The organism is Rhodoblastus acidophilus (assembly GCF_025961575.1).
Classification (GTDB): domain Bacteria; phylum Pseudomonadota; class Alphaproteobacteria; order Rhizobiales; family Beijerinckiaceae; genus Rhodoblastus; species Rhodoblastus acidophilus_C.
In genome coordinates this window covers 133,888-159,511 of sequence record NZ_JAOQNX010000006.1, presented here as the reverse complement: position 1 = coordinate 159,511, position 25,624 = coordinate 133,888, and the positions used below count along the sequence as shown (strand labels likewise).

The 25,624-nt window shown below is 64.7% G+C and carries 27 protein-coding genes; 15 read left to right on the top strand and 12 right to left on the bottom strand.

Translation table 11 applies throughout. The features are described 5' to 3' along the window. Position 1: 1 nt before the first annotated feature. From cysN to M2320_RS06160, 4 genes are all read left to right on the top strand, one after another. A complete protein-coding gene (gene cysN / locus M2320_RS06175) occupies positions 2–1,582 on the top strand; it encodes a sulfate adenylyltransferase subunit CysN (protein ID WP_264596519.1) in 1,581 nt (526 codons plus the stop codon). A 62-nt stretch (positions 1,583–1,644) separates the two neighbouring features. Next, a complete protein-coding gene (locus M2320_RS06170; RefSeq protein WP_264596518.1) occupies positions 1,645–2,151 on the top strand; it encodes a DUF992 domain-containing protein in 507 nt (168 codons plus the stop codon). 81 nt (positions 2,152–2,232) lie between these two features. Continuing rightward, complete coding sequence (locus M2320_RS06165) at positions 2,233–5,685, top strand: chromosome segregation SMC family protein (protein WP_264596517.1); 3,453 nt, start codon at positions 2,233–2,235, stop codon at positions 5,683–5,685. 65 nt (positions 5,686–5,750) lie between these two features. Further along, positions 5,751–7,439: a methyl-accepting chemotaxis protein gene (locus M2320_RS06160; RefSeq protein ID WP_264596516.1), complete on the top strand. Its 1,689-nt coding sequence runs from the start codon at positions 5,751–5,753 to the stop codon at positions 7,437–7,439. Positions 7,440–7,453: 14 nt separating this feature from the next. On the opposite strand, the gene M2320_RS06155 is transcribed toward M2320_RS06160, so the two are convergent. Continuing rightward, the gene (locus M2320_RS06155; RefSeq protein WP_425540652.1) at positions 7,454–7,744 is read right to left on the bottom strand and encodes an HNH endonuclease; all 291 of its coding nucleotides are present in this window, start codon (positions 7,742–7,744) and stop codon (positions 7,454–7,456) included. 78 nt (positions 7,745–7,822) lie between these two features. On the opposite strand from M2320_RS06155, the gene M2320_RS06150 reads away from it, so the two are divergent. Continuing rightward, positions 7,823–8,218 carry a NifB/NifX family molybdenum-iron cluster-binding protein gene (locus M2320_RS06150; RefSeq protein WP_264596515.1) on the top strand — a complete coding sequence of 132 codons (396 nt, stop codon included), beginning with the start codon at positions 7,823–7,825 and terminating at the stop codon, positions 8,216–8,218. A 10-nt stretch (positions 8,219–8,228) separates the two neighbouring features. On the opposite strand, the gene M2320_RS06145 is transcribed toward M2320_RS06150, so the two are convergent. Next, entirely contained in the window at positions 8,229–8,660 is a 432-nt protein-coding gene (locus M2320_RS06145; protein ID WP_264596514.1) for a nuclear transport factor 2 family protein, read from the bottom strand. 153 nt (positions 8,661–8,813) lie between these two features. Then, positions 8,814–9,392 carry a TMEM175 family protein gene (locus tag M2320_RS06140; RefSeq protein WP_264596513.1) on the bottom strand — a complete coding sequence of 193 codons (579 nt, stop codon included), beginning with the start codon at positions 9,390–9,392 and terminating at the stop codon, positions 8,814–8,816. A gap of 296 nt (positions 9,393–9,688) precedes the next feature. On the opposite strand from M2320_RS06140, the gene M2320_RS06135 reads away from it, so the two are divergent. From M2320_RS06135 to M2320_RS06105, 7 genes are all read left to right on the top strand, one after another. Beyond that, positions 9,689–10,045: an AtpZ/AtpI family protein gene (locus M2320_RS06135; RefSeq protein WP_264596512.1), complete on the top strand. Its 357-nt coding sequence runs from the start codon at positions 9,689–9,691 to the stop codon at positions 10,043–10,045. 70 nt (positions 10,046–10,115) lie between these two features. Further along, positions 10,116–10,877, top strand: a complete 762-nt coding sequence (locus tag M2320_RS06130; protein WP_184428540.1) for a F0F1 ATP synthase subunit A — start codon at positions 10,116–10,118, stop codon at positions 10,875–10,877. A 51-nt stretch (positions 10,878–10,928) separates the two neighbouring features. Further along, complete coding sequence (locus tag M2320_RS06125; RefSeq protein WP_088519258.1) at positions 10,929–11,159, top strand: F0F1 ATP synthase subunit C; 231 nt, start codon at positions 10,929–10,931, stop codon at positions 11,157–11,159. 110 nt (positions 11,160–11,269) lie between these two features. After that, a complete protein-coding gene (locus M2320_RS06120) occupies positions 11,270–11,824 on the top strand; it encodes a F0F1 ATP synthase subunit B' (protein ID WP_184428539.1) in 555 nt (184 codons plus the stop codon). Positions 11,825–11,834: 10 nt separating this feature from the next. Then, positions 11,835–12,311 (top strand): ATP F0F1 synthase subunit B, encoded by a 477-nt coding sequence (locus tag M2320_RS06115; RefSeq protein ID WP_184428538.1) that lies wholly within the window; start codon positions 11,835–11,837, stop codon positions 12,309–12,311. Positions 12,312–12,579: 268 nt separating this feature from the next. Beyond that, entirely contained in the window at positions 12,580–12,888 is a 309-nt protein-coding gene (locus tag M2320_RS06110; RefSeq protein ID WP_184428537.1) for an HdeA/HdeB family chaperone, read from the top strand. A 29-nt stretch (positions 12,889–12,917) separates the two neighbouring features. Further along, on the top strand, positions 12,918–13,205 hold the full coding sequence (locus M2320_RS06105; protein ID WP_184428536.1) for an HdeA/HdeB family chaperone: 288 nt from the start codon (positions 12,918–12,920) through the stop codon (positions 13,203–13,205). Between the two features lie 70 nt (positions 13,206–13,275). Here the strand turns inward: M2320_RS06105 and M2320_RS06100 are convergent, their stop codons facing one another. The 4 genes from M2320_RS06100 to M2320_RS06085 form a co-directional block, all read right to left on the bottom strand. Continuing rightward, positions 13,276–13,509, bottom strand: a complete 234-nt coding sequence (locus M2320_RS06100) for a hypothetical protein (protein ID WP_264596511.1) — start codon at positions 13,507–13,509, stop codon at positions 13,276–13,278. Between the two features lie 65 nt (positions 13,510–13,574). Beyond that, complete coding sequence (locus tag M2320_RS06095; protein ID WP_264596510.1) at positions 13,575–14,366, bottom strand: DUF1217 domain-containing protein; 792 nt, start codon at positions 14,364–14,366, stop codon at positions 13,575–13,577. A gap of 77 nt (positions 14,367–14,443) precedes the next feature. Continuing rightward, positions 14,444–17,194, bottom strand: coding sequence for a phosphoenolpyruvate carboxylase (ppc, locus tag M2320_RS06090; RefSeq protein WP_425540655.1), 2,751 nt, complete (start codon positions 17,192–17,194; stop codon positions 14,444–14,446). A gap of 87 nt (positions 17,195–17,281) precedes the next feature. Beyond that, positions 17,282–17,782 (bottom strand): NUDIX domain-containing protein, encoded by a 501-nt coding sequence (locus M2320_RS06085; RefSeq protein WP_264596508.1) that lies wholly within the window; start codon positions 17,780–17,782, stop codon positions 17,282–17,284. A 97-nt stretch (positions 17,783–17,879) separates the two neighbouring features. Between M2320_RS06085 and mbfA the strand changes: the two genes are divergently transcribed. The 3 genes from mbfA to M2320_RS06070 all read left to right on the top strand — a co-directional run bounded on the left by mbfA (position 17,880) and on the right by M2320_RS06070 (position 20,339). Continuing rightward, complete coding sequence (gene mbfA, locus M2320_RS06080; RefSeq protein ID WP_264596537.1) at positions 17,880–18,851, top strand: iron exporter MbfA; 972 nt, start codon at positions 17,880–17,882, stop codon at positions 18,849–18,851. Then, the gene (locus M2320_RS06075) at positions 18,851–19,723 is read left to right on the top strand and encodes a metallophosphoesterase family protein (protein ID WP_264596507.1); all 873 of its coding nucleotides are present in this window, start codon (positions 18,851–18,853) and stop codon (positions 19,721–19,723) included. The genes mbfA and M2320_RS06075 overlap by 1 nt, the downstream gene beginning before the upstream one ends. Before the next feature lie 208 nt (positions 19,724–19,931). After that, positions 19,932–20,339: a hypothetical protein gene (locus tag M2320_RS06070; RefSeq protein ID WP_264596506.1), complete on the top strand. Its 408-nt coding sequence runs from the start codon at positions 19,932–19,934 to the stop codon at positions 20,337–20,339. Between the two features lie 138 nt (positions 20,340–20,477). Here M2320_RS06070 and M2320_RS06065 read toward each other — a convergent pair whose 3' ends face one another. The 5 genes from M2320_RS06065 to M2320_RS06045 all read right to left on the bottom strand — a co-directional run bounded on the left by M2320_RS06065 (position 20,478) and on the right by M2320_RS06045 (position 25,473). Continuing rightward, entirely contained in the window at positions 20,478–21,296 is an 819-nt protein-coding gene (locus M2320_RS06065) for a ferredoxin--NADP reductase (protein ID WP_184428572.1), read from the bottom strand. A 264-nt stretch (positions 21,297–21,560) separates the two neighbouring features. Continuing rightward, positions 21,561–21,845: a YARHG domain-containing protein gene (locus tag M2320_RS06060; RefSeq protein ID WP_264596505.1), complete on the bottom strand. Its 285-nt coding sequence runs from the start codon at positions 21,843–21,845 to the stop codon at positions 21,561–21,563. Positions 21,846–21,975: 130 nt separating this feature from the next. Next, the gene (locus M2320_RS06055) at positions 21,976–23,307 is read right to left on the bottom strand and encodes a vWA domain-containing protein (protein WP_264596504.1); all 1,332 of its coding nucleotides are present in this window, start codon (positions 23,305–23,307) and stop codon (positions 21,976–21,978) included. Further along, positions 23,300–24,406 (bottom strand): AAA family ATPase, encoded by a 1,107-nt coding sequence (locus M2320_RS06050; protein WP_264596503.1) that lies wholly within the window; start codon positions 24,404–24,406, stop codon positions 23,300–23,302. Before M2320_RS06050 ends, M2320_RS06055 begins: the two co-directional genes overlap by 8 nt. After that, the gene (locus M2320_RS06045; RefSeq protein WP_264596502.1) at positions 24,406–25,473 is read right to left on the bottom strand and encodes a hypothetical protein; all 1,068 of its coding nucleotides are present in this window, start codon (positions 25,471–25,473) and stop codon (positions 24,406–24,408) included. The genes M2320_RS06050 and M2320_RS06045 overlap by 1 nt, the downstream gene beginning before the upstream one ends. Positions 25,474–25,624: the final 151 nt, after the last annotated feature.

Here is a 25,624-nt window from a genome sequence, read left to right as displayed (position 1 = left end):
CATGAACGCGCACGTCGCCGAAGCCGAAGTCCTTTCGCCCGCCCTCCATTCCGCCGCGCCGGAAAAGGCGCTGCTGCGCTTCATCACCTGCGGCTCCGTCGACGACGGCAAGTCGACGCTGATCGGGCGCATGCTCTATGATTCGCAGATGATCGCGGAGGACCAGCTCGCCGCGCTCGACCGCGACTCGAAAAAATTCGGCACCCAGGGCGGCGCGCTCGATTTCGCGCTGCTGGTCGACGGCCTCGCCGCCGAGCGCGAACAGGGCATCACCATCGACGTCGCCTACCGCTATTTCAAGACGGACAAGCGCGCCTTCATCGTCGCCGACACGCCCGGCCATGAGCAATATACCCGCAACATGGCGACCGGCGCGTCGACCGCCGACCTCGCCATCATCCTGATCGACGCGCGCAAAGGGATTTTGCCGCAGACCCGGCGGCATTCCTTCATCGTCTCGATGATCGGCGTGCGCGACGTGGCGCTGGCCATCAACAAGATGGACCTCGTCGATTACAGCGAAGCCCGTTTCAACGAAATCGTCGCCGCCTATCGCGAAATGGCTCGGGATCTCGGGTTTCGGACCATCGCGCCGATCCCGATTTCCGCGCTCAACGGCGACAATATCGCCGCCTTGTCCGAACGCACGCCCTGGTTCCAGGGCGAACCGCTGCTGCCGCTGCTCGAAGGCATTGACGCGGGCGGCGACGCGGCGGCCGAGGCGCCGTTCCGGTTTCCCGTGCAATGGGTCAACCGCCCCAATCTCGATTTCCGCGGTTTTTCAGGCTGGGTCGCCAGCGGTTCGATCAAGCCCGGCGACGCCGTGGTCGCCTTGCCCTCGGGCCGCACCAGCACGGTCGCGCGCATCGTCACGCAGGACGGCGACTTGCCCGTCGCTCTGGCGGGGCAATCGGTGACGATCACCCTCGCCGACGAAATCGACGTGTCTCGCGGCGACATTCTGGCCGCCGTCGACCGGCAGCCGGCGGTGGATTCCACGGTGGAGGCGCGGCTGCTGTGGACCGCTGAAACCGACATGCACCCGGGCGCATCCTATATCGTCAAGCTCGGGGCGCGCACGGCCAATGCGACGATCACAAACGTCCGGCATTTGCTCGACATCCACACGTTCGAACCGGGTCCGGGACGGCCGCTGGCGCTCAACGAGATCGCCACGGCGCAATTGCGTTTCGACCGCGCCCTTCCGATCAGCCTCTATCGCGACAGCCGCGATCTCGGCGGCTTCATCCTGATCGACCGCATCACCAACGAGACCGTCGCCTTCGGCATGATCGAGCCGAGCCGGACCGTCGAGGAGGAGCCGGCGACCGAGGACGAGGGGATCGACTGGGCGCGTCTGAGCAAGGACGTCGCGGAAAAATTGCTGCCGGCGCTCGCCGGCGGCGCGCTGGTCGGCATCGGCGCCAAGATTTTTGGCGCCCCGACCTCCAGCGCCGTGGCGCTGGCGCTGGCCGATGCGGCGTTCCGCCCGCTGGTGCGGGGATGGTACGCCGACTTCCGCCAGGCCATGGCGAAACGCAAGGCCGAGGATGACGTCACCCCCGACGGGGCCGGCATTTGAAATCGAGGTTTTCAGGCTGGGTCTGATCGGCTAGGGTGCGCTTTGATTGCTGGAGCGCATTGATGAAAACCGTTCGTTTCGCCCTTGTTGGCGCGGCCGCCCTCGCCACGCAGCCCTCTCTGGCCGCGCCGATCGAGGCGGGCGCCTTGACGTGCGAGGTTTCCGCGAGCATCGCCATGATCGTGATGCAGCGGCAGGACATGCGCTGCGCCTTCGTTCCGGCGAATGGCGGACCCGAGGTGTTCTACAAGGGGCGCATCGACGCCTATGGCATTGCGCTCGGCGCCGTGGCGCGCGGCAAGCTCGCCTGGGTCGTGCTGGCGCCCTCGACTTCGGTGCCGCCCGGCGCGCTCGCCGGCTCCTATTCCGGCCTCGGCGCGCAGGCCTCCGCGGGCGGCGGCGTGGGGGTCAATGTCCTCACCGGCGACAACGATTCCAGCTTCACGCTGCAACCGGTCGCGCTCGAAGGCCATGTGGGAGTCAATGTCGCCGCCGGCGTCTCGAGGGTCACGCTCCGGGCCGCCCCCGAGACGCGGCCTCGGCGCTTCTGGGACCGCTGGGACGATTGACGCCTCTTTTCCCCAGTTTTCGCGCGCGCAAAACTTGATTCCGCCGTCGCTGTGGCGCTCTGTTCCACTCTGGAACAGCCCATGAAATTCGACAAACTTCGCCTCACCGGCTTCAAGAGCTTTGTGGAGCCCACGGAATTCGCGATCCAGCCGGGCCTGACGGGCGTGGTCGGGCCGAACGGGTGCGGCAAGTCGAATCTCGTGGAAGCCCTGCGCTGGGTGATGGGCGAAAACGCCTACAAGCAGATGCGCGCCTCCAGCATGGACGACGTCATCTTCTCCGGCTCCGGCGCGCGCCCCGCCCGCAACCATGCCGAAGTCATGCTGGTGCTCGACAACAGCGCCCGCACCGCGCCCGCCGCCTTCAACGATTCCGACATTCTGGAGATCACTCGCCGCATCGAGCGCGAGGAAGGCTCGACCTACAAGCTCAACGGCCGCGAAGTCCGCGCCCGTGACGTGCAATTGCTGTTCGCCGACGCCTCCTCGGGCGCGCGTTCGCCGGCTCTGGTCCGGCAGGGCCAGATTGGCGAGATCATTTCCGCCAAACCCCAGGCCCGCCGCCGCATTCTCGAGGAAGCCGCCGGCATTGGCGGATTGCATTCGCGCCGCCACGAGGCCGAACTGCGCCTCAAGGGCGCGGAGGAAAACCTCGTTCGCCTTGAGGATGTGATCGGCCAGATCGGCGCGCAGACCGAATCGCTGCGCCGCCAGGCGCGACAGGCGGCGCGCTATCGGGCGCTGGCCGCCGAAATCCGCAAGCACGAGGCGCTCGTCGCCCTGATCGCCTTGCGCGGCGCGACCAAAGAGGCGGAAGAAACCAAGGCCGCCGTCGAAGCCAATGTGCTCGATGTCGCCGAGGCCACACGCAACCAGGCCGAAACCGCCCGCCTGCAAGCCATAGCCGCGCTGGAGGCGCCCAAGGCGCGCGACGCCGAATCGCAAGCCGCCGCCGCGCTGCAACGCCTGGTTCTCGCCCGCGAGGCGCTGGAGGGCGAGGAAAAGCGGGCCCAATCGCGCCGGCTGGAGCTGGAGCGCCGCTTCGCCCAACTCTCGAACGACATGGGCCGCGAGACCCATCATTACGACGACGCCGCCGCCGCGCTGGAGCGCCTGCTCGCCGAAGAAGAGGACCTTTCGGGCGCCGGCGAGGACGAGGCCGACCTCGCCGAGGAGGCGCGGCTGCGCTGCGAGGAGGCGGAATCAAAACTCAAACTGTCCGAAGCCGCGCTGGAAGCCGCGCAAAACGCTTTTGCCGGGGTCGAGGCGCAGCGCAAGGCCTTGGCCGACTCGGCGCGGCGCGAGGAACAGGCGTTTGCCCGTTACGACGCCGAACTGAACCGGCTGATCGAAGAAATCGAAGCGCTGCGCGACGGCGCCGGCGAGGATTCGGAATTCGCCGAAATTTTGGCCGAGGCCGAGCGGCTGATGGACGCCGCCGCCCAGGCCGAAGAGGATGCGCTCGCCGCCGAAAGCGCCCTTGCCCTCGCCCGCGACGAAGAAACGTTTCTACGCAACCCGCTCAAGGAGGCCGAGCGCAAGGCACAGGCTCTAGAGACGGAAGCGCGCACCCTGACCAACCTTTTGCGCACCGAACACGGCGCCTGGCCGGCGGTGATCGAAGAAATCGTCGTCGAAAAAGGGTTCGAGGCGGCCCTTGGCGCTGCGCTCGGCGAGGATTTGCAGGCCTCGACCGACGACGACGCCCCCGCCTTCTGGGCACATTCCTTTGGCCTGGGCGACCCCGCTCTCCCGGATGAGGCCGTTGCTCTCTCAGGAAAAGTGCAGGCGCCGGATGTGCTCAAGCGGCGCCTCGCCCAGATCGGCGTGGTTCCCCGGGAAAAAGGCCGCCTGCTGCAAAGCCGCCTCAAACCGGGGCAGCGGCTGGTGTCCGTCGAGGGCGACCTGTGGCGCTGGGACGGTTTTGTCCGCGCCGCCGAAGCCCCCACCGCCGCCGCGCGCCGTCTGAGCGAAAAGAACCGGCTCGAAGACCTCGAAGTGGAGGCCAAGGCCGCGCGCGAGGCGCTGTTCGCTCTCCGCGAACAGATGGAGACTGCAGAGAACGCCGTCGCCGAGGCGGTCGAAGCGGAAAAACGCGCCCGCTTCGCCGCGCGCATGGCGCAAAAAAACCTTTCGGAAGCGCGCGAGGCCGCCAGCGCCGCCGAAAGGCGCCAGGGCCAGTTGCTGTCGCGGCTGTCGAGCCTGGAGGACGCCCGCCGTCGCGCCCAGGACATGCGCGACGAGGCGCAGGAGCGCCTGGCCCAGGCCCGCGAAGCCTATGACGACTTGCCCGAGCCCGCCACGCTGCTGGGCGAACGCGACGCCGCGCGGACCGCGAATGCGCTCGACCGCGCCGCCGCCTCCGAAGCCCGCGCCGCCTTGCAGAGTTTTGCGCGCGAGGCGGAGTCGCGCCTGCGCCGCCGCGAAGCCATCGAAAAGGAAAGAAAATCCTGGGCCGACCGCAAAGCCCGGTCGCTGGCGCAGAAAGAGGAGATTCAGGACCGCCTGGTCGAGACGCAGGAGGAAATGGACCGGCTCGCCGAGGCGCCCGACGAATTCCAGATGCAGCGCCGCACGCTGACCGCCAGCATCGAGGAGGCCGAGCAAAAGCTGAAAGACGCAGCGGACGCCCGCGCGCTCGCGGAAACCGCGCTCGGACAGGCCGACCGCGCCGCCCGCGCCGCGCTGGAGGTGATGTCTTCCGCCCGCGAAAACCGCGCGCGCCTGGAGGCCCAGGCCGAAGCCGCGCAGCAGCGTCTGGCCTTCCTCACCCAGAACATCGTTCAGGAATTGCAATGCGCGCCCCACGCGCTGCTCGAAATGGCGGGTGTGGCCGAGGCTGACGAAACCGCCGACATCGAACGCGTCCAACAAAAGCTCGCCAGCCTGAAGGCGGACCGCGAACGCCTCGGCGGCGTCAACCTGCGCGCCGAGGAGGAGCTTGCGGCGGTCGAGACCGAGCACCAGAAACTGGCGCAGGAACAGGCCGACCTCACCGAAGCCATCCGCAAATTGCGCGCGGCCATTGGCGCGCTCAACAAGGAGGGCCGCGAGCGCCTGCTCGCCGCCTTCGAAAAGGTCGACGGGCATTTCCGCGCGCTGTTCACCGTGCTGTTTGGCGGCGGTTCGGCCGAGCTTCAGCTCGTGGAATCCGAGGACCCGCTCGAAGCCGGCCTCGAAATCATGGCGAAGCCGCCGGGCAAGAAACCCGCGACCATGTCGCTGCTGTCGGGCGGCGAGCAGGCGCTGACCGCGATGTCGCTGATTTTCGCCGTGTTCCTCACCAATCCCTCGCCGATCTGCGTGCTCGACGAGGTCGACGCGCCGCTCGACGACGCCAATGTCGAGCGGTTCTGCGATCTGCTGGAGGACATGCGCGGCAAGACCGACACACGCTTCATCGCCATCACTCACAATCCCATCACCATGGCGCGCATGGACCGGCTGTTCGGCGTGACTCAGGCGGAGCGCGGCGTGTCGCAACTGGTTTCGGTGGAGCTGGCGCAAGCTGAGCGGCTGTTGGAGGCCGGTTAGGCCCCTCGGAAAGTTTCGCACAAGACCTGAAGCGCACCATTCGCCCCGAAGAGGGGGATCGGTCTGTGGCGCTTAAGCTTAACTCCATTTCGACCCGCATCGGCGGCATTGTCGCGCTGGCTTTTGTCTGCATCGGCGGCGGCGGCGTGTTCTCCTACTACAACCTGCGCATGAACCTTCTGGATCAGAAGGAGCTTCAGCTGAAAAACGAGGTCGAGACCGCCAAGTCCTTCATCGATTCGATCCGCCAGAGAGCGGAAAAGGGCGAGTTCTCCCAGGATGAGGCGAAGGCCCGGGCGGTGGAGGCGCTGCGGCCGGTGCGCTTCGGCGAGGACAGCTATTTCTTCATTTACCGCACCGACGGCGTCAACGTCCTGCTTCCGCCCAATCCGAAGCGCGAGGGCGTAAACCTGATCGACCTCAAGGACACCAACGGCGTCCCCTTTGTCCGCGAACTGATCGACCACGGAAAGGACGGCGGCGGCCTCACCAAATATCTTTGGGTGAAGCCGGGCGAACAGGCCCCCTCACTCAAGCTCGGTTACTCCGAGCTTGTTCCGGGCTGGGACTGGATCGTCGGCACGGGATTTCACGTCAGCGACATCGAGACCGCGCTGGCGCGCAGTTCGCGCCTGCTGATCGCCGCGGTCGGCGCCGCCATGGCGACGCTGGCGATCATCGCCTTCTTCGTCCAGCGCGCCATCGGCCGCCCGCTCAACAGTTTGACCTACTCGATGGAGCAATTGCGTCGGGGCGATCTCGATGCGGCGATCGCCGGTGAGGCGCGCGGCGACGAAATCGGCCAGATTGCGCGAGCCGTCGCCGAATTTCGCGATCTGTTGCGCGAAAAACTGGCGCGCGACGCGGCCGCCGAGCGAGATCGCCGCGCCGACGCGGAGCGGGTGCGCCGCGAAACCCTGCAAAAGCTCGCGTCGGATTTCGAAGCGCGTGTGGGCGGCGCCGCCGGCGCGATCGACAACCAGGCCAAAAAATTCGAGCTGGTGTCGCGCGACCTGCACGCCCTCTCCAGCGCGACCCGAGACCAGGCGGCGACCAGCGCGCAAGCCGGGCGCACGGTCGAGCAAAACGTTCAGGGGGCGGCGTCGGCGGCGGAAGAATTGTCCGCCTCGATCCGCGAAATCCTCGCGCAGGTGTCGCGCGCCGCCGAATTCTCCAGCGTGGCCGTCGCCGAATCGGCGCAGGCCAAAGTCGCCATGCATGAATTAAGCGAGGCGTCCCGGCAGGTCGGCGACGTCGTCGCCCTGATCGAGGACATCGCCAACCAAACCAACCTGCTCGCATTGAACGCCACCATCGAGGCGGCGCGCGCCGGCGAAGCTGGCAAGGGATTTGGCGTGGTGGCGACGGAAGTGAAGACGCTCGCCGAGTCCACCAAAAAGGCCGTCGACGATATCACCCGCCGGATCCAGGCCATCCAGCGCGGCGCTGACGCCTCGATCGCCTCCAACCGGACCGTGGAGGAAACCATCGGCCGCATCGATTCGACGGCCGGGGCGATTGCGACGACGCTCGACCAGCAAAGCTGCGCCGTCGACCAGATCGCCGAGGCGATCACGGGCACGCTCAATCTGGTCGGCGAGCTGACGCGGAGCATGACGGCCTTGCAGGACCAGGCGCTGGCCGCCGACGGCAAGTCGCAGGAAGTCGCCGAATCCGCCCGCGACATGCGCGGCCAGGCGGCTGAACTGCACCTGCAGCTCGGCCAGTTGAGCCAGGCGCTGCGCGCGGGTTAGGCATAGCGGAATTTTTAGCGCCGGCTCCGCGCCGTTGCCGTCCGCGTGTAAAAATCAACCGGCTTGTCGGCGATCCAGCGCAGGAACAGGGTGATGTCCGGCTGGGCGCGCAACGCCTCGAGCGTGTGATAGCGGTCGCGCAACTCTCGTTCCGACAGCGTCGTGTGGATTTTCCGGTGACAGATCGGGTGCAAGGCGACGGTCTCGCGCCCGCCAAACGTCTTGGGAATGAGATGATGCGCCTCGACCCTCGCGCCGAGCGGCCGCCCACAGAGCGCGCAAATCCCCGCTTTCATCTGGCGCAAAATGTGCTCTCTTCTGCCCAAAAGCCCGGCAAGGCGGGTTGTTGACCCGCCTTGCGACACAAAAGAGAGCAAGACGCCATGAAAGTCGCCATTGCAACAAAAGACTGGAAAGAAGTGAGCGGCCACGCCGGCAAGGCGCAGCAATGGTTTGTATATGATCTCGCTGGACACCGGCCCGGCGGCCCCCTGCCCGAACCGGCCCGCGTCACGCTCACTAAGGAGCAGACGCCGCATTACATCGAGGACGACAACGCCCCGCACCCGCTCGACGGCGTTGAGGTGATGATCGCCGGCAGCGCCGGGGACGGTTTTGTGCGGCACATGAAAAAGCGCGGCGCCGATGTGGTCCTGACCGGCGAACCCGATCCGGCCTTGGCGCTGACAAAGCTGATCGCGGGCGAGGACTTGCCGGACCAACGGTTCGACATCACCACGAGCCTGTGCAAGCTGCGGGACTTTTTCTCACGGCATTGACGCCGCGGCTTCAATCGTCGCTGGCGAGCGAGGCGTAGGAGAGCGTGTCGAAATGCTCTTGAATTTCGACCGCCTTCAAGTCCTCGAACGTGACAAAATTGCTGACGATCAGATCGGTCCGCGCCGCGGTGCCGCGATGCCGCAGCGAGACGCTGCGCAGCAACGCCAGTTTGTTGTCTTCAATGAGCAAATGAAGGATTTTCATACCCGTGTGTTCGACTTCGACATCGATTCGCTCGATCATCGTCCGAATCGCGCCTTTTCCGGCGTAAACGCCCGCAAAGGGAAAGCTCGGAACGGACCCGGTCATGTGGAACACGGCGTCTTCGTGGAAAAAACTGAGGAAGGCGTCAATGTCTCCCCGCGACGCCAGCACCTGGGCCACCCGGTCGCGGATTTCGGCAAGGCGATCCTCGGACTTGATTTCAGGTTCGTGACGCATCAGCCCACGGTCTCATCGGTTAATCGGAATTCAATCTATATATTTACCCGCGTCATGGCGACCGGGATAGAGGCGGATGCGAAAAACCCTGCGGCAGGAACCGCCCGAACTGACGCGAGACCGCCTGGATTCCTGAAAACGCTCCAGAATTCGCTAATTCCCCGCCAGGATCCGCACGATGCGGCGGTCCGGAATCAGCCACATTCCCGCGACCGCAATATAGAAGGCGCCGGCGGCCCAGGGCTTCCACGCGCTGGCGACGATCCCTGCGAGATAGAGCGCCAGGGACGCCTTGCCCTTGAGATCGTCGCCGATCGCCGCGTGCAGCTTGGAACCGGCGCCCTGCGCGCGCAAGAGCGTGCGAACCAGCACCAGATAAGCCGTCGCGCAAGCCAGCAGATCAGCTCCGTAAAGCGCCATCGGCGCCGCGGCGAATTCGGTTTCCGCCGCCCAGGCCGTGGCGAAGGGCAGCAGCGACAGACAGAACAGGAGGACCAGATTCGCCCACAGCGTCGCCCCGTCGATCGATTCGACCAGGTAGAACAGGTGATGATGGTTGTTCCAATAGATCGCCACATAGGTGAAGCTGACGACATAGGCGACAAAGGTCGGCCAAAGCTTCGCCAGCGCCGAAAAATCCTCGCCATGGGGCGGTTTCAACTCCAGAACCATGATGGTGATGATGATGGCGATCACGCCATCCGAAAACGCCTTCAGCCGTTCGCTAGACACATCGTCCTCCTTTTCAAGGCGCCCAAATGGCGGGCCTGCGCCTAGACCTTCGGGCGCCCCCGTCAAAAACGCGCTTATTCCCTTTATTTACAACAACTTGACGCGCGACAAGAAATACCGTCCTAATCTTGACAGCCGAAAGGGCCGTCAATATGGTGCGCCCGGTTCAAGAAGGGCGGAACGCGGCAAGGCGTTCCGGAGTCCGGTTCCATCGGATGGCGCTTCAGACGACCTTTAGTTCGAGGCGAAGGCGCCTTCCCTGACAACGCAATTCTTGTGAATCGGCGGGGAGCACGATGCAGAACGGGTCTGACGATGACGCCGACATGAAGGCGCGGCTTGCACGGCTGGCGAGCGACCTTCAGGCGAGACGGGACGTGGAAACCGCCGAGGAGCGTCGCCGCTCCGACGCCGGTCCCGACAAGAGCCTCGGGCGCGCGATGAGTCTCGGCTTTCGCGTGCTCACGGAATTTGTCTCGGCCGCGGTCGTGGGCGCCTTGATAGGCTGGCTCCTCGACCGATGGCTGGGGACGACCCCATGGCTGCTGGTCCTGCTCACGGGATTCGGCGTCGCCGCGGGGTTCAACAATGTTTATCGGATGGCGGCGAAGACGCCGACGTCCCGCGACGGCGATCCTCCGCCGCGGCAATAACCAGGATGGCGGGTCAGCCCGCGCAAAGTGCAGGACGGCGGCTTAACCCGCCAAAATCGAAGGACGGAACATGTCGGAAGCCGGCGCCTCAGCGGTCGATCCCATCCACCAGTTTCATGTCAAGGTGCTGCAGCCCCTTGATTTCTTTGGCGTGGACGGCTCCTTCACCAATTCCGCGCTGTTCATGCTGATCGCCGCGGCCGCCGTGATCATCGTTATGCTGATCGGCACAGCCAGCCGCAAGATCGTCCCCAGCCGCCTCCAGGCCTCCGCCGAACTGGCCTACGAATTCGTCGCCGACATGGTGCGCTCGACCTGCGGCGAAGCGGGCATGAAGTTCTTCCCGCTGGTGTTCACGATCTTCATGTTCGTGCTCGCCTGCAATTTGATCGGCCTGTGGCCCTACACCTACGAGGTGATGGCGCAGATCATCATCACCGCGGGCATGGCCTTCTCGATCATCCTGCTGACCATCGTCTACGGCATCTACAAGCACGGCTTCCACTGGTTCGGCCTGTTCAAGCCGTCGGGCGTGTCGCCGGTTCTGCTGCCCTTCATCATCATCATCGAAATCCTGTCGTTCATCTCCCGGCCGGTTTCGCTCTCGGTTCGTCTTTTCGCCAACATGCTGGCCGGCCACATCATGCTGGTCGTGTTCGGCGGCTTCTGCGTCATGCTGCTCGGCGCCGGCTACGCCTATCTCGCGCCGCTGCCGCTGCTCGGCATCACCGTCCTCACCGCCTTCGAACTGCTGGTGTCGGTGCTGCAAGCTTACGTCTTCGCCGTTCTCACTTGCGTCTACATCAATGACGCGCTTCACCCGGGCCACTGATAATCTCATCTCAACAACAAATGGTCGCCCACAATTAAATGGAGTATTATGATGGGTTCTGAAGCAGCTAGACTTATCGGCGCCGGCCTCGCGGCGATCGGTGTCGGCGCCGCCGCGATCGGCGTCGGCGCGATCTGGGGCAACTTCCTCTCGGGCGCGCTGCGCAACCCGTCGGCCTCGGACGGCCAGTTCGGCCGCGTGTTCATCGGCACGGCGCTCGCCGAAGGTCTGGGCATTTTCGCCTTCCTCATCGCGCTGATCCTGCTGTTCGTCGCGAAGTAATCTTTTCGCGCCCCGGTTCGCCGGGGCGCGTCTTTCCTGTTGGTTCCCGCGTTTTCCGCCTGCGATGATCTCGCTTGAAAACGCCTCTCAAGACGACCCAAGGAACGTATATGGCCACGCAAGGCGCTGAAGGGCACGCCGCCGGAACCGAGGTTCCCGCCGGTCACGCCCACGAAGATGTGTTCCCGCCCTTCGACTCGACCTATTTCGCGCCCCAGCTCATCTGGCTGGCGCTGATTTTCGGCGCGCTCTATGTGCTGATGTCGAAAATCGCCCTGCCGCGCGTCGCCGGCATTCTCACCAACCGCAAGCAGACGATCAGCGACGACCTCGCCGCCGCCAACAAGGCGCAGCAGGATGCGGCCGCCGCCGCCGCCGCGCATGAAGCGACGCTCGCGCAAGCCAAGGCCAAGGCGCAGGCGCTCGGCCAGCAGGCCCATGCCGAGGCGACCGCCGCCGCGGACGCTTCGCGCGGAACGCTTGAAGCCGAACTCGGCGCCAAGCTCGCCGAAGCCGAAAAGAAGATCGGCGAGACCAAGGCCGCCGCCATGGCCAATGTCGAAGGCATCGCCACCGAAGTGGCGCACGCCATCCTGCAGCATGTGACCGGCAAGCCGGCCGACGCCGCGGCTGTCGCCGCCGCCGTCGCCGCGACCAAGGCCTGAGGAGACGAAAATGGAATTTGATGCTGAATTCTATTTCTTCGTCGGCGCGGTCCTTCTGGTCCTGTTCTTCGCCTATATCGGCGTGCACAAGATGATCGCCAAGGGACTCGATGGCCGCATCGAAGGCATCGAGAAGGAACTCGCGGAGGCGTCGCGTCTGCGCGCCGAGGCCCAGGCCCTGTTCGACAGCTTTGCCGCCAAGACTGCGGAAGCCGAGGCGCAGGCCGCCTCCATCGTCGCCCAGGCCAAGACCGAGGCCGAGGCGCTCGCCAAGGAGGCGCAGGTCCGTCTCGAGGACTATATCGCTCGCCGCAAGAAGCAGGCGGACGACAAGATCGCGCTCGCCGAGGCCCAGGCCGTCGCCGAAGTGCGCTCCGCCGCGACCGACGCCGCCGTGAAGGCCGCCGAAACCGTCCTGAAAACATCGGGCAACCAGGCCAGCTTCATCGACCAGGGACTCGCCAGCGTGAAGACGCTGATGAACTGAGGTCGATCCACATCGCGAATTGAAAAGCCGGGGCGTCGCTCCGGCTTTTTTCTTTTTGATACCATCTGCTTAGGCGCCTCTCGCGCGAATGTCCGACCCTGACCCTAGCGAAAGGAGCGAAGCCGTGCTTATATCCCTGCGCTGTCAAACGGAATGACTTCGTCCGCACGTTCTTATGCATTGATATACCTGGGATAAGTCAGTCACCCGACAGAACAATCCTTGGCGACGGAAGATGTTCTTCCCGCGCGCTTCCTTGAGGAGAGCCATGAAAAAAACCGTTTTGTGCCTGGCTACGGCACTGGCCCTGGCCCCGACCGTTGGTTCGGCCCAGGTTTCGATCGACATGAACCGCATCAGCTGTGGCGAATTCGTCGCCATGCCGGCCGACGATGGCGACGCGACCGCCGCCTGGATCAGCGGATGGTTCAACCAGAAGGCTGGCTACACCTGGATCGACCTCAAGGCCTATCACCGCAATATGGACAACATCCGCAAGTTCTGCGCCGCCAATCCCAAGGAAATGGTGATGACCGCCGTTTACCAGGCGGTTCAGGCGGCAACCAAGAACAAATAATCGCGCGGGATGTGATTCGGAGATTCGCCATGAAGAAGCAGCTTTTTCTCGCGGGCGCGTTGCTCGCCGCCACCGTCCCGGCGAAGGCCCAGGTGGTGCTCGACCTCTCGCAGATCACCTGCGGAGAATATCTCAACGCCGGCGCCGACGACCAGGCGTTCATCGCCTCCTGGCTGAGCGGTTATTTCCACGCCGAGTTCAACAACGCCACGCTCGACCTGCGCGCCGCCAAGCACAATTACGACATCATCAAGCGGCATTGCGAAGCGCACAAGAAAGAGCCGGTAATGGCCACCATCAAGAAGATCATCGACTGAGCCAAAGCGCGTCGATGTAACGGGTTTGAACAGGCCGGGGCGAACCTCGGCCTGTTCCATTTTGTGGAGGTCAGCAGCGGCGCTCGCGGCGCGTCACGACGTCGCCGTCCCCACGCCGGTAGCGGATGACGCGGATGGTGCAGCCGTCGTCGTCTTCATATTCCCTGATGACCCTGCGGTGATGGTCGCCGCCCATGTCGACCCCGACTCCGCCAGGGCCGATATGGATGCCCTGCGCCGGCGCCCCTGAGACGGTGAGCGGCAGCGCCAGAACGGCGACGGCAAGGCTTCGAGTTGTCCTCATGCTCGGACTCCCTCTTTGAGAGAGTCTGAACGGTCTCAAGGAACCAATGTTCCCGGCGATCCGCCTTATGAGCCGCCAAGCCTCAGATTTTGCATGCTCATCATGAGATCGATGCTGATCCCGCTCGACGACGAGCTCGAGGCATCGAACAAGGAGAGAACCGACGAGGTCGAACTCGAAGCCGTGGGGTTCTGGACGTCATATTCGGCGGTGAAGCGCTCGAGAAAAGTCTGCACCTTGGCCGGATCCTGAAAGTCCGAATAGGTGAGAAGCTTGTCGAATTGCGCGGCCTGGCTGTCGACGCTTTGCGCCGACGTATAGCTGGAAATGCCGAGCGTGGTCTGAACGACGCTCAACAGATTCTTGTCAGCGAGAATGGAATAGCCGTCGGTGATCTTCGAGGCGTTTTGCTGGAAATAAAGCGCAAGCTGGACGCCGGGGTTGGTATTGCCCTGGTTGGTCTCCAGAGTCTGCATGACATATTTGTCGACCACGTCTGAGCTTGCGGAGCTTTGCGCCGTCGTCGCCGTCCCATAGGTCGAGAAATCGAACGCCTTGACCAGCGCCGTGATGTTCGGGTTGTTCAACTTCACCGCCAGCGCGCTCGAACTCGACGTCCCCTGCTCCAGCGCCTGCTGGATCAGGCTCTTGGCGTAGGTCATGTCGCTCAGGCCGAAGGCGCTCATCACATAATTGAAAATCCGCGGATTGTTGACGAGCTGCGCCGGCGTCGTGATCGCGCCGATATTGGCCTGGAAATATTTGGTGGCCTGCGCCACGGTCGGATCGGCAGCCGTCATCGTCTGGTAGCGGCCCAGATTGTTGGCGATGCTCAGATAGTCGGTGAAAGTGCTCATCTCGGTCTCGCGGTCGCGGATGGCGGCGCGCTGACCTTAGGTCCAAAGACTTGCGTCAAGCTGAGCGCGAAGCGCGCTCAGCCCGTGTTGCGCAAACCAGCGGCAATGCCGTTGATCGCCACCAGGATGCCGATTCGCACCTTTCGGTCATGGTCGCCCTCGCGCCAGCGGCGCAGCAGATCGGCCTGAAGGTAGTTCAGCGGCGCGATATAAGGAAAGCGATGGGCGATGGAGCGGGCGAGCGCCGGATTGTCGGCGAGCCGCGCCTCGTCGCCGGTGATGGTTTTGAGCGCGCCAACGGTGCGCTCCGCCTCGGCCTCGATGGCGGCGAAGATGCGCCGCGCCAAGGCCGCATCGGGCGCCAGTTCGCAATAGCGCCGGGCGATGGAAAAATCGGCTTTAGCCAGCACCATGTCCATGTTGGAGAGCAGCGTGCGGAAGAACGGCCATTCCGCATGCATGCGCTGGAGCAGCGCCGGCGCGCCGCCCTTCGCCAAAAAATCTTCGACCGCCGCGCCGAACCCGTACCATCCCGGCAAAGCGACGCGGCTCTGCCCCCAGGAAAAACTCCAGGGAATGGCGCGCAAATCCTCGATGCGGCGGGTCGCCTTTCGCGAGGCCGGGCGCGAACCAATGTTGAGTTCGGCGATTTCGGCGATCGGGGTCGCCGCGTAGAAATAATCGACGAAACCGGGGGTATCGTAGACCAGCGCGCGATAGGCGCGCATCGACGCCTCGGACAAGGTCGCGGCGGCCTCCAGGAATTCGGGCGGCGGGTGGCAGCCGTCCGCGAGAAGGGTCGCTTCGAGGTCCGCCGCCATCAGCGTTTCGAGATTGCGCCGGCCGATCTCGGGATTGGCGTATTTGGCGTTGATGACCTCACCCTGTTCGGTGAGCCTGATCTGTCCGCGCACCGTTCCCGGAGGCTGCGCGAGAATCGCCTGGTAGGACGGGCCGCCGCCGCGCCCCACCGCGCCGCCGCGTCCGTGGAACAGCCGCAGGCGCAGCCCGGGCAGCGAATCGAACAGGGCGGCGAGCGCCGTCGAGGCGCGGTAAAGCTCCCAGTTGGAGGTGAGATAGCCGCCGTCCTTGTTGGAATCGGAATAACCGAGCATCACGTCCTGCACCCCGCCCGAGCGCCGCATCAGATCGGCGACGCCTGGGAGCGCATAGAAATCGCGCATGATCTTTTCGGCGGCGCGCAAGTCTTCGATCGTTTCGAACAGCGGGGTGACGATGAGGCCCAGTTTGGCCTGCTCGCTGTCGTGGAGCGCGCCGCGCAGCAGCCCGCATTCCTTCTGCAGCAGCATCAGCTCCAGCAGGTCGCTGACGCTCTCGGTGTGGCTGATGATGGCGTGGCGAATGACGCCCGGTCCCAATTTCTCCCGGAGGTCGCGCGCGGTTTCGAGCACAGCGAGTTCGCTGAGGGCGTCGTCGGAATAGACCCGGTCGGGCGCGCGCAGCGGGCGCGGGTCGGCCAGCAGCCGCAGCAGCAGCGCGATCTTCTGCGGCTCGGGCAAAGCCGAATAATCGGGTTCGATGCGCACGGCGGCGAGCAGTTCGCGCAAGGTCGCCTCGTGCCGGTCGGAATTCTGGCGCAGGTCGGTCGTCGCCATGTGAAAGCCGAACACGTCCACGGCGCGGATCAGCCGGGCGAGCCGCCCCGCCGCCAAAGGGCCGCCATGATGGGCCCGAAGCGAATCGCGGATGACCAGCAGATCGGCGCGGAACTCTTCCGGACGCGCATAGGCCGCGCCCGGCGTCGCCGCATGGCGCAACGCCTCGCCGCCGGTGAGGGCGCGCAATGTGCCGGCGACGCGGGCATAAACGCCGATCAGCGCGCGGCGATAATTTTCGTCGTCACGATGCGGATTGTGATCTCCGGAGGCCTCGGCCAGCGCCTTGAGCTCCGGCGAACAGGGCGTCACCATGTCGGACATCGACAATTCGCCGCCGAGCCGGTGAACCTCGACCAGATAATGGCGCAGCACCGTCTCGCAATGCAGGAGCACGCTGTCTTTCAGGGTTTCCGCGACGACATTGGGATTGCCGTCGCGGTCGCCGCCGATCCAATTGCCCATGCGGAAAAACGACGGCGCGGGCGCGCCGAGCCGGCGGTCCAGGTCGGCGTAAAGCTTCGGAATCTCCTTCAAAAAGGTCGAGCGGTAATAGAGCAGCGCGTTTTCGATCTCGTCGTGAACCGTGAGGCTGGAGGTGCGGATGATGCGCGTCTGCCAGAGCTGGGTGACGCGGGCGGCAAGCTGCGCTTCATTTTCAGCAAGCTCCGCCTCGCCGCGGCAGAATTCGCGGGCGTGCAGGAGGTCGGCGATGTCGCGTTCGGCGTCGAGCGTGGAGCGCCGCTGCACTTCGGTCGGATGCGCGGTCAAAACCGGCGACACATAGGCGCCTTCGAGCGCCGCGCAGACTTGTTCCGGCGCCACGCCGGCGGCCTCGAGCCGCGCAAAGGCATGGCCGAGGCTTCCGGGCTGCACGTCGCCGGCATGGGCGGCGCGGCGGCGCAGAAAATGCCGGTCTTCCGCAATATTGGCGAGATGAGAGAAATAGGTGAAGGCGCGCACCACCACCACCGCCTCGGCATTGGTCAAGCCGCGCAGCAGTTCGTCGAGTTCGGCGGCCGCCTTGGCGCCGCCGCGCGTTTCCGCAACCGAAAGGCGGCGGATGCGCTCGATGCGCGCGAACACCGCGTCGCCCTCATGCTGACGGACGGTCTCGCCCAAGATTTGCCCGAGCAGGCGAATGTCGGAGAACAGAGGCGCCAGCTTGGCGCTTTCTTCCTTGGCGCGTTCCACTGGCGTCGTGTCGTTCATCTCGTCCCGATCATGCAGCCGCCGCACGACGCGGCGTCCCATCATACGAAAGTCGGATGGTTCGGCAAGGGCGGGCGCGCCCTGATCTCACCAATGCGATGAGGGCTGCGAAAATCCCAATGCTTCCTGGATATGGGCGCGGGTCGCCGGGGTGGTGTGTTGCGGCAGCGCGTCGAGCGGATAAAATCCGCATTCGGCGATCTCCCAATCGGCCGGGCGCGGTTTTGTCTGCCGCACCCGAACGAGATAGAGCACGACATGATCCCGCGAGGAGTGTTTGGGGTTGTAATAGAAGCCGATGAGCCGCGCGGGGCCGATGGTCTCCAGCCCACCCTCCTCGTCGAGTTCGCGCTCCAGCGAGCGCAACGCCGTTTCGCGCGCCTCGACGCCGCCTCCAGGGAGACAAAAACCGGGCAAATAGGTGTGCCGCACCAGAAAGACGCGATTCTGGTCGTCGAGCGCCACGGCGCGCACGCCCAAGGTCTTGGGACGCAACAGCAAACCGGCGACGCGCTGTCCCAAACGGATGAAGCGCTGCCAAGGGGCTTGAGCCGGAACCGTCTCTCCCGTAATTTCCGCACAGGTCATCCCACACCCCCATCCTGATCCGCGCGATCATGCGGCGAAAATCCTGCCAAATTTCAAACAGAATTCCGCCGCGCCGCGCAAGGAGAAACGATTGGCCCTGAAGAAATTCTCGGACCTGACCGAGCGTGAAATCCTGGCGATCGCCATCGCCTCGGAAGAGGAAGACAGCCGAATCTACATCTCCTTTTCCGAAGAACTTTTGGAGCGTTACCCGGCGACCTCGAAAGTCTTCGCCGAGATGGCGGAGGAAGAAGACGGCCATCGCCGGCAGCTGCTGGACATTTACCGCCAGCGCTTCGGCGAGAACCTGCCGGCCATCCGCCGGGAGGATGTCGCGGGCTATTACAGCCGCCGCCCGACTTGGCTGCTGAAAAACCTGCCGCTCGACACGATCCGCGCCCAGGCGGAAGCGATGGAGAAGGACGCCCAGCGCTTTTATGTCCAGGCCGCCGAGGCCTCGCAGGACGTGGGCGTGCGCAAGCTGTTGGGCGACCTCGCGCTGGTCGAGCGCAGCCACGGCCAGAAGGCCAACGCGCTTTCGGAAGCGATCCTCACCGAAACCGCGCGCGACGAGGAAGGCCGCACCGCGCATAAATTCTTCGTGCTGCAATATGTGCAGCCGGGCCTCGCCGGGCTGATGGACGGCTCGGTGTCGACGCTGGCGCCGCTGTTCGCCGCCGCCTTCGCCACCCACAACAATTTCTCCACCTTTCTGGTCGGACTCGCCGCTTCGCTGGGCGCCGGCATTTCCATGGGGTTCGCCGAAGCCCTGTCCGACGACGGCTCGATCACCGGACGCGGCGCGCCGCTTTTACGCGGCGCCGTCTGTGGCGTGATGACCACGCTGGGCGGGCTCGGGCATACGCTGCCTTATCTCGTGCCGGATTCCTGGCCCAACGCCTTCTGGACGGCCACGAGCATTGCGGCGGTGGTCGTGTTCGTCGAACTCTGGGCGATCGCCTGGATCCGGGCGCGCTACATGGACACGCCCTTCCTCAAGGCGGTGGGGCAGATCGTGGTCGGCGGCGTCGTCGTCCTTCTCACCGGCATTTTGATTGGCGGCGCGTAATGTCTGTCTTTCGGCTCGCCCACCTCTCCGACCCCCACATCGGCCCCCTGCCCCGGCCCAAATGGCGGGAACTCCTGGGCAAACGGGCCACCGGCTACATCAATTGGCGACGCGGGCGCCATCGCGCCCATAATATGGACGCCCTGGCCGCGCTGGTCGCCGATTTGCGCGCCCACAGGCCCGACCACGTCGCGCTCACCGGCGACATCTGCAACATCGGGCTGCCCGGCGAATTTCCCTTCGCCGCGCAATGGATGCGCACGCTCGGCGATCCCGCCCAGGTGAGCCTGGCGCCTGGCAATCACGACGCCTATCTGCGCGCCTCCGTCCGCCACATGGTGCGCGAATGGCGCCCCTGGATCACCGGCGACGACGAGGACGGAACATTTCCGTTCCTGCGCCGGCGCGAGGGCGTGGCCATCATCGGCCTGTGCTCGGGCATTCCGACACTGCCCTTCGTCGCCGCGGGAAAACTGGGCGCGGCGCAACTGGACCGGCTCGAGCGCATGCTGGAGGCGACGCGCGGCGACATGCGCGTGGTGCTGCTGCACCACCCCCCCGTCGATGGCGGCGGCGCGATCCGCAACCTTCAGGACCATCACGACTTCGCCGACGTTCTGGCGCGACATGGCGCGGAGCTCGTGCTGCACGGCCACGCCCACAGCATCACGCGAAAAAGCACGATGGGACCCGCCGGCCCCATTCCCGTGCTCGGGATCGGCTCGGCCTCGTCGATCGGCCGCAATCCCACGCGACGCGCTGCCTATTATTTGATCGACATCGATCCAAATTTACGGCGCCTGCACGTGTCTATCCGCCAGTTGGGGGCGGACGGCCAGTTCCACGTTATCGCGACGCAACAACCGCATTAAAGATTTTGTGCGGCGCCGAACGGAAGGACGCACCCTGCGTTGATCCGCGGGACGCCCGGAAACTTCAGGATTTTCGGCAGTAGAACCGAAGAGCAACGCACCGGCGCGCCAAGGCGGTTCATATTCCCGTCGTCCAACGCAAGTATTGTCACGCATCGCGCGGCGCCATTCTTGCATAGTTGATCGCGCAATGTCAGGGAGATTTCCCATGCCGAAAATCACGTTCTATGTGAAGCCTGGCGAAACAAGCGCGTTCTCTTACAAACAGGCGCTTGCCGACAAGGGCTATGAGATCGAAGTCCGTGACATCGAAGAGGAGATTTGGACTTCCGCACTCCTACGTCCATTTTTCGACACCAGACCGGTGGTCGAATGGTTTGACCCCAATGCGCCAAAAATCCTGTCCGGCGACATCGATCCCCGCAAGATGAACGCCCAGGGGGCGCTTGTCGCGATGAGTGCGGATTTCGCATTGATCCGCACGCCGCTGGTGAAATTCGCGGGCCGCTGCGCCACCGATCTCAGCGACGAGGAATGGCCACGATTCCTGGCGCGAAAATCCATTCCTTTGCACGAACCGGACGTGATTTCCGAATTCTGGATGCACGACGAATAAAAGCCCCCGCCAAACTGCGGGGGCTTTTTTTGAGCATTTTCGAACGAAGCGAACGCAGGTTCGCGTGAAGAAAATGCGTCAAAGAAAGCGCATTCGGTGAACCGAAGTTCTCCGAATGCGCTCCGCGGCTCACTGAATTCAGGTCTCGGCGAACGCCTTTTCGATCACATAGGACGCGGGTTCGCCGCCCGAACCTTCCCTGAATCCGCGCGCTTCCAGCATCTGGACGAGGTCGCGCAGCAGGCCGGGATTGCCGCAGATCATCACCCGGTCCTCCTCGGGATTGATCATGGGCTGGCCGAGATCGGCGAACAATTTTCCCGTTTCCATCAGATCGGTGCAGCGGCCCTGATATTTGTAGGGTTCGCGGGTGACCGTCGGATAGTGCAGCAGCTTTTCCTGCACGATCTCGCCGAAAAACTCGTTGTTGCGGGCGGCTTCGACGATGTCGAGGCCATATTTCAACTCGGCGATCTCGCGGCAGCCGTGGATCAGGATCAGATGATCGTAGAGGTCGTAGACCTCGGGGTCCTTGATGATGCTGGAGAAGGGCGCGATGCCCGTGCCCGTCGAGAACATGTAGAGGCGCTTGCCCGGCAGCAGGTTCGACTGCACCAGCGTGCCCGTGGGCTTGCGGCCGACCAAAACCTCGTCGCCGGGTTTCAGATGGGCGAGATGCGAGGTCAGCGGGCCATTCGGGACCTTGATGGAGAAGAATTCCAGGTCTTCCTCATAATTGGCGCTGGCCATGGAATAGGCGCGCAGCAGCGGCTTGCCATCGACTTCGAGGCCCATCATGGCGAATTGGCCGTTGATGAAGCGAAAGGCCGGATCGCGCGTGGTGCGGAAGCGGAACAGACGGTCCGTGTAGTGTTGGACCTCCAGCACGGTCTCGCGATTGAAGGCGCCGCCGGCTTTCTTCTTGGGGACGGCGGCGGTGGCTTCAGCATTGGTCATCGTCATGCGGTCTCCTGTGGCTCCGCCGCGCCCGCGCATTGGCTCGGAGCTTAGATAGGATCAGTCGCGAAAGAGTAAAGCAAGGCGGGTGCGCTTCCGCATAGACCCCGTTCGCTGGCCGAGCGGACAACGAAATTCCATGGAATTGGTCTATAACGCGGCGCCGCGGAATGCAAGCCGGGGCTTGACCAAAGCTTGCGCTCGCGCAAGCACGGCAAAATTCGTCGTGGACGCGCCCCAGGTTCGCGCCAGGTCTTTCGCGGATCAGCAGCCCTTGCGGGCCTCCCACATCTGGATTTCGTCGACCCGATCTTTCTCCCAGCCGCTCAAACGGCCAAAGGGCGGGAAACAGCCCTCGCCAAACACGGAAATGGCGCGCGGCGTCTTGAAGCAATAGCCATTGCGCGCATAGATCTTGTTGCGCGCATACCAAAGCTCGCCGCATGACAGGCCCGCCTGGGCCCGCGCGGGTTTCAGCGCCCCCGGCACAAGCGTGACGGCGAACGTGATGATCACACCTGTCAGAATGAATTTCGACGCGGATGACATGACGCCCTCCTCGCTCGGACGCGCCGCGATCTCCGAGATGGCGCGCGCAATCCCGAGGTCAGCATCAACGAAACGCAGAAAACCGCATTGTCGCAAGTCAAGGGCGCCCCCTGGACGTTGCGTGCTGGGTCTACCCGTGCTCCAGCGTCAGCTTCTGGCCGAAGGGCGCCTGCGCCAGGGCGTTCGCCTCCGGAACCGCCCAGATCACCGGCCAGACCGGCTGGAAGCGCGCGGGGCCCTCGAGATCGGTCAGGACCACGCCGATATCGGGACGATATTGATTGGCGCATTCCAGCAGCGGCGTGAAATCGGTGCCGCCGCCGCCGGAAAAATCCACATGTCCAAGGTCGAGACGCCCCGGCTGAAAGACTTCGACCCGGCGGACCTGGTCGTCGCCAATCACCAGGATGAGGCCAGCCTCCTGGCGGCGGCTGATCGCGCAGATCTCATTGGCGAAACATTCGAGCAAATTGTCGTCGATCGAGCCGGAGACATCGACGATGATCGCGAGGCGCGGCTCCATCTTGTTGGCGCAATGGCCGGGCTCGAAGGGCATGCGCTTGTCGCCGGCGCGGCCCTGGTTGGCGATATAGGAGCGCGTCGGCCGCGACCAAGACAGCGACTGTTTTCGCGACAGCCCCTTGGCGAGCCGCGTGCGCAACAGCTGGCGCCAGGGGGTGCGGGTGCGCGGCAGATCGGCGATCAAGGCGCGCAGCATGGAGAAATCGCCGTCGCCGGTATGGCCGCGCAGCAGGCGCTCGCTCCATTCGCGGGACTGCTCGGCCTCCGTTTCCGGCGCCTCGTCCTCGGGGCCCGGCGCGAGATCGGACTCCGTCTGCCCGCCCATCGCCCGCACCTGCGCCGCGCGTGGCCCGTCCTGCCGCGGGCTCGGCTGCGACGGACTGCCGCCCTGCTGCGGCGAACCGCCATCCGGCGACTGGGCCTCGCTGGTCTTCGAACCGCTGTTGGATTGTTGCTGGCCGCTGTTGTCCTTGCGGTCGTCGATGGCGCGATAGAGCCGCTCGACATCCCATTCGAGCAGGGCCGTCTCGACATCCTGCTTGCGCTCCAGCGCCTGCGCCAGAAGCTGGTCGAGAAAGACCGCGTTTGGCGGCAGCTTCAGCCAGTTCAGATGCGACAATGTGCTGTTGACGATGGCGTCGGCGCAGATGTTGAACAGCCGCAGGTCGACATCGCTGAGCAGCCGCCGCAATTCGAGCGCCCGCTGCGGATGGCGCAGGGCGATATGCAGGACCTCATGCGCCACCCATCCGGTCTGCTCGGGCAAAGGCAGCCGCTCGAAGGCGGGACCGTACAAAAGGGTCTCGCCGTCGGTCATCACCATGGGCGCGGCGGGATCGTCGCTGTTCTGGTGGCGAACCCAGAGGGCCAGGCCGCCGGTGGAGGGCGCGAACTCCACCATGCGCTGGATGGCGCGAATGCCCCTGTGATCCTCAGGCATCGACGCCATCGCGGCGGCGGGCTTCGGCGTAACGATGATAGGTGGGGCTGTCGAGGACGGCCGCCTCAAGCCCGGTGGCGAGGGCGCGCTGCATCAGCAGCTCCATCGCCAGCGTCTGCGCCTCGCGCAGCGGCAGCCCGCCTCCCCGGGCTTCCGGCAATTGCCCGACGATCTCCACCGCGCGCGCAAGGATCGTTTCGTCGGTACTGGCCGCGAGCAGGCCGTAGATCATGCCATAGAGGGCGTCGAGGGTCTTGGGCAGCAAAGCGACGGTTTCCGCGCCCGGCCGGGCCGCCAGCAGGCGCATCACGTCCGCGCCGGCCTGAATTTCCTTGAGCACGCCAAAAAACTCGGCGGCGTTGGCGGCGCCGATGCGGCCCTGGACGAACACGCGTTTCGCCGCATTGGACAGGCCGGACTTCAGCACATTGGAAATATCCTCCCAGCCGCGCGGGCTCGCGCCGATCAGATGGTCGGCCGCCAGTTGCGCCTGGGTGTCGTCCAGCTTGTCCGGCCGCACCTTGAGATAAGCCATGACCTCCGGCGCGAAATTCTTCGAACTGGCGTGGTCGAGAAACGCGTCGATCGCGGTCTGCACGTTGAAGTGGAACATGCGGTCGGCCAGCGCCGTGCCCATGTCGTGGCTGACCGCGCCGTGGAAACTGGCGTTGCCGGCGGCGACCACCTGCCAACGCTCCGGCAGGACATAATTGCCGACCCGGCGGTCGAGGATCAGCGAATAAGCCGAAATCTGCAGCCGCTGGTCGGCGGCGGTCAGTTCGTCGAGAAACAATATGCCTTCCGGCGTCTCGGCATTGGGCAGGAATTCTGGCGGGAACCAAACGGTTTTGGCCAAGGCGTCGTCGGCATAGATGGCGCCGCGAATGTCCACGGGCTCGATCGTGGTCAGGCGCAAGTCGATCAGCGGAATCTTGAAATGGTCGGCGACCTGACGAACGATCGACGATTTGCCGACGCCGCGCGTGCCCCACAGCATGGTGGCGCGGCGGCGGAGCACCGGGTCGGCATATTGCTCGATCAGGGCGGCCTTGGCCGTGGCGATCGAGACCGGAGGGATATTCATCGGATTTCCGCGCATCAGACCTCGCTTGGCAAGACGTTTCGATCTACATTTTGACAACTCTCGGCGTTTTCAGAATTCTTGACGGATTCGGGCGTGTTGAGATCTTCGGGGCTCTGGGGCGGGTTTTGACCCCGTTGGGGAAACCAGGAGGACGCTCTGGACGCGCGCGGCGCCGCAGGAATTTCCAGCCGCGGGATTTCCTGCATGGTGAACAGCGTCGCCAGCAGGATCGGCGGCGCGTTAAACATCATCAAGCCCAGCGGCGAGTCCTGGGGAAGGTCGACAAACACCATCGCCAAGGCGCCGGCGAGCAGCGCCGTGGCGCCCAGAAGCGGGATCGTGCGCCGGAACGCCACCCCCCACCGCGCGCGCGCATATTTCTGGTGGAACCGGCGCGGCGGCTCGGCCAGCGTCTGCGCCAGATGCGCCACGCCCCGTTCCAGCGCCGCTTCAATGCGGCGGCTGCGGTCCGGTTCGCGGCCCGGCGCGCGCAGGGTTCCGACCCAAGCCACGCCCCGACGGCGCAGCACGCTCCAGTCCCGGCCGAGGGCCGCGAGAAGGTCGTCTGGCAGTTCCTCGGGCTGATCCTCCTGCGGCGACAGCTCGATTTCAGTCGGATAGCCTTTCGCGGTGCTGGTCTTGACCGACAAAGTGAGCCCGTTCAAACGCGCTTCAGCCGTCGTGAGCACTTTTAGCGCGCCGGAAGAAGAGTCGGCCGGCTCCAGGCGATAGCTCCGAGCAAAAACGACCGCGCCAACCTCCACGAAATGCGCCTGCAGGGGAACGCTCTCGATGCGCTCCAGCACTTCGCCGAGGTCGGGGCCCTCGGCGACCAGTTTTGCAGTCTCGCCGGTCGGCAGCGCCGTCTTGCGGGTTAGACGCCACACATTCGGGCGCAGGTCGTCGAGCTGAAGCACTTCCGTGGCGCGAAGCGCGGCATCGTCGCCATGCGCGATGGGCTTGAAAACCAGGCGTCGCTCGGTGCGGTCGCTCGCGGCGAGATCGACATGGCGGCCGCGCCGGGTGAACGGCTCGATCAGCCGCAAGATTTCGTGGTGGGTGAGGGGGCGCCGCTCAGTCACGCCGCCAAGTCCCTGAACAGGCGGCCCGCTCTGCACGTCCGCGATTTCGCTGTGGTTTTTTTGCTGTGCAAATCAAGCGGTCGTCTCCGGCTCGCTTCACACCCCATGCCAGCAAAATCTGTCTGATTTCGGCCTTTTGAGCAAGTGCGTC

Bases quoted from the DNA above. Each gene is read 5' to 3' on its own strand.
- M2320_RS06135 (WP_264596512.1), top strand. From the start codon at position 9,689: ATGCAGAACGGGTCTGACGATGACGCCGACATGAAGGCGCGGCTTGCA.
- M2320_RS06120 (WP_184428539.1), top strand. From the start codon at position 11,270: ATGGCCACGCAAGGCGCTGAAGGGCACGCCGCCGGAACCGAGGTTCCC.
- M2320_RS06150 (WP_264596515.1), top strand. From the start codon at position 7,823: ATGAAAGTCGCCATTGCAACAAAAGACTGGAAAGAAGTGAGCGGCCAC.
- M2320_RS06100 (WP_264596511.1), bottom strand. From the start codon at position 13,509: ATGAGGACAACTCGAAGCCTTGCCGTCGCCGTTCTGGCGCTGCCGCTC.
- M2320_RS06085 (WP_264596508.1), bottom strand. From the start codon at position 17,782: ATGACCTGTGCGGAAATTACGGGAGAGACGGTTCCGGCTCAAGCCCCT.
- M2320_RS06055 (WP_264596504.1), bottom strand. From the start codon at position 23,307: ATGCCTGAGGATCACAGGGGCATTCGCGCCATCCAGCGCATGGTGGAG.
- M2320_RS06115 (WP_184428538.1), top strand. From the start codon at position 11,835: ATGGAATTTGATGCTGAATTCTATTTCTTCGTCGGCGCGGTCCTTCTG.
- M2320_RS06060 (WP_264596505.1), bottom strand. From the start codon at position 21,845: ATGTCATCCGCGTCGAAATTCATTCTGACAGGTGTGATCATCACGTTC.
- M2320_RS06130 (WP_184428540.1), top strand. From the start codon at position 10,116: ATGTCGGAAGCCGGCGCCTCAGCGGTCGATCCCATCCACCAGTTTCAT.
- M2320_RS06110 (WP_184428537.1), top strand. From the start codon at position 12,580: ATGAAAAAAACCGTTTTGTGCCTGGCTACGGCACTGGCCCTGGCCCCG.
- M2320_RS06070 (WP_264596506.1), top strand. From the start codon at position 19,932: ATGCCGAAAATCACGTTCTATGTGAAGCCTGGCGAAACAAGCGCGTTC.
- M2320_RS06145 (WP_264596514.1), bottom strand. From the start codon at position 8,660: ATGCGTCACGAACCTGAAATCAAGTCCGAGGATCGCCTTGCCGAAATC.
- M2320_RS06065 (WP_184428572.1), bottom strand. From the start codon at position 21,296: ATGACCAATGCTGAAGCCACCGCCGCCGTCCCCAAGAAGAAAGCCGGC.
- M2320_RS06050 (WP_264596503.1), bottom strand. From the start codon at position 24,406: ATGCGCGGAAATCCGATGAATATCCCTCCGGTCTCGATCGCCACGGCC.
- M2320_RS06075 (WP_264596507.1), top strand. From the start codon at position 18,851: ATGTCTGTCTTTCGGCTCGCCCACCTCTCCGACCCCCACATCGGCCCC.
- cysN (WP_264596519.1), top strand. From the start codon at position 2: ATGAACGCGCACGTCGCCGAAGCCGAAGTCCTTTCGCCCGCCCTCCAT.
- M2320_RS06105 (WP_184428536.1), top strand. From the start codon at position 12,918: ATGAAGAAGCAGCTTTTTCTCGCGGGCGCGTTGCTCGCCGCCACCGTC.
- M2320_RS06165 (WP_264596517.1), top strand. From the start codon at position 2,233: ATGAAATTCGACAAACTTCGCCTCACCGGCTTCAAGAGCTTTGTGGAG.
- M2320_RS06125 (WP_088519258.1), top strand. From the start codon at position 10,929: ATGGGTTCTGAAGCAGCTAGACTTATCGGCGCCGGCCTCGCGGCGATC.
- ppc (WP_425540655.1), bottom strand. From the start codon at position 17,194: ATGAACGACACGACGCCAGTGGAACGCGCCAAGGAAGAAAGCGCCAAG.
- M2320_RS06095 (WP_264596510.1), bottom strand. From the start codon at position 14,366: ATGAGCACTTTCACCGACTATCTGAGCATCGCCAACAATCTGGGCCGC.
- M2320_RS06170 (WP_264596518.1), top strand. From the start codon at position 1,645: ATGAAAACCGTTCGTTTCGCCCTTGTTGGCGCGGCCGCCCTCGCCACG.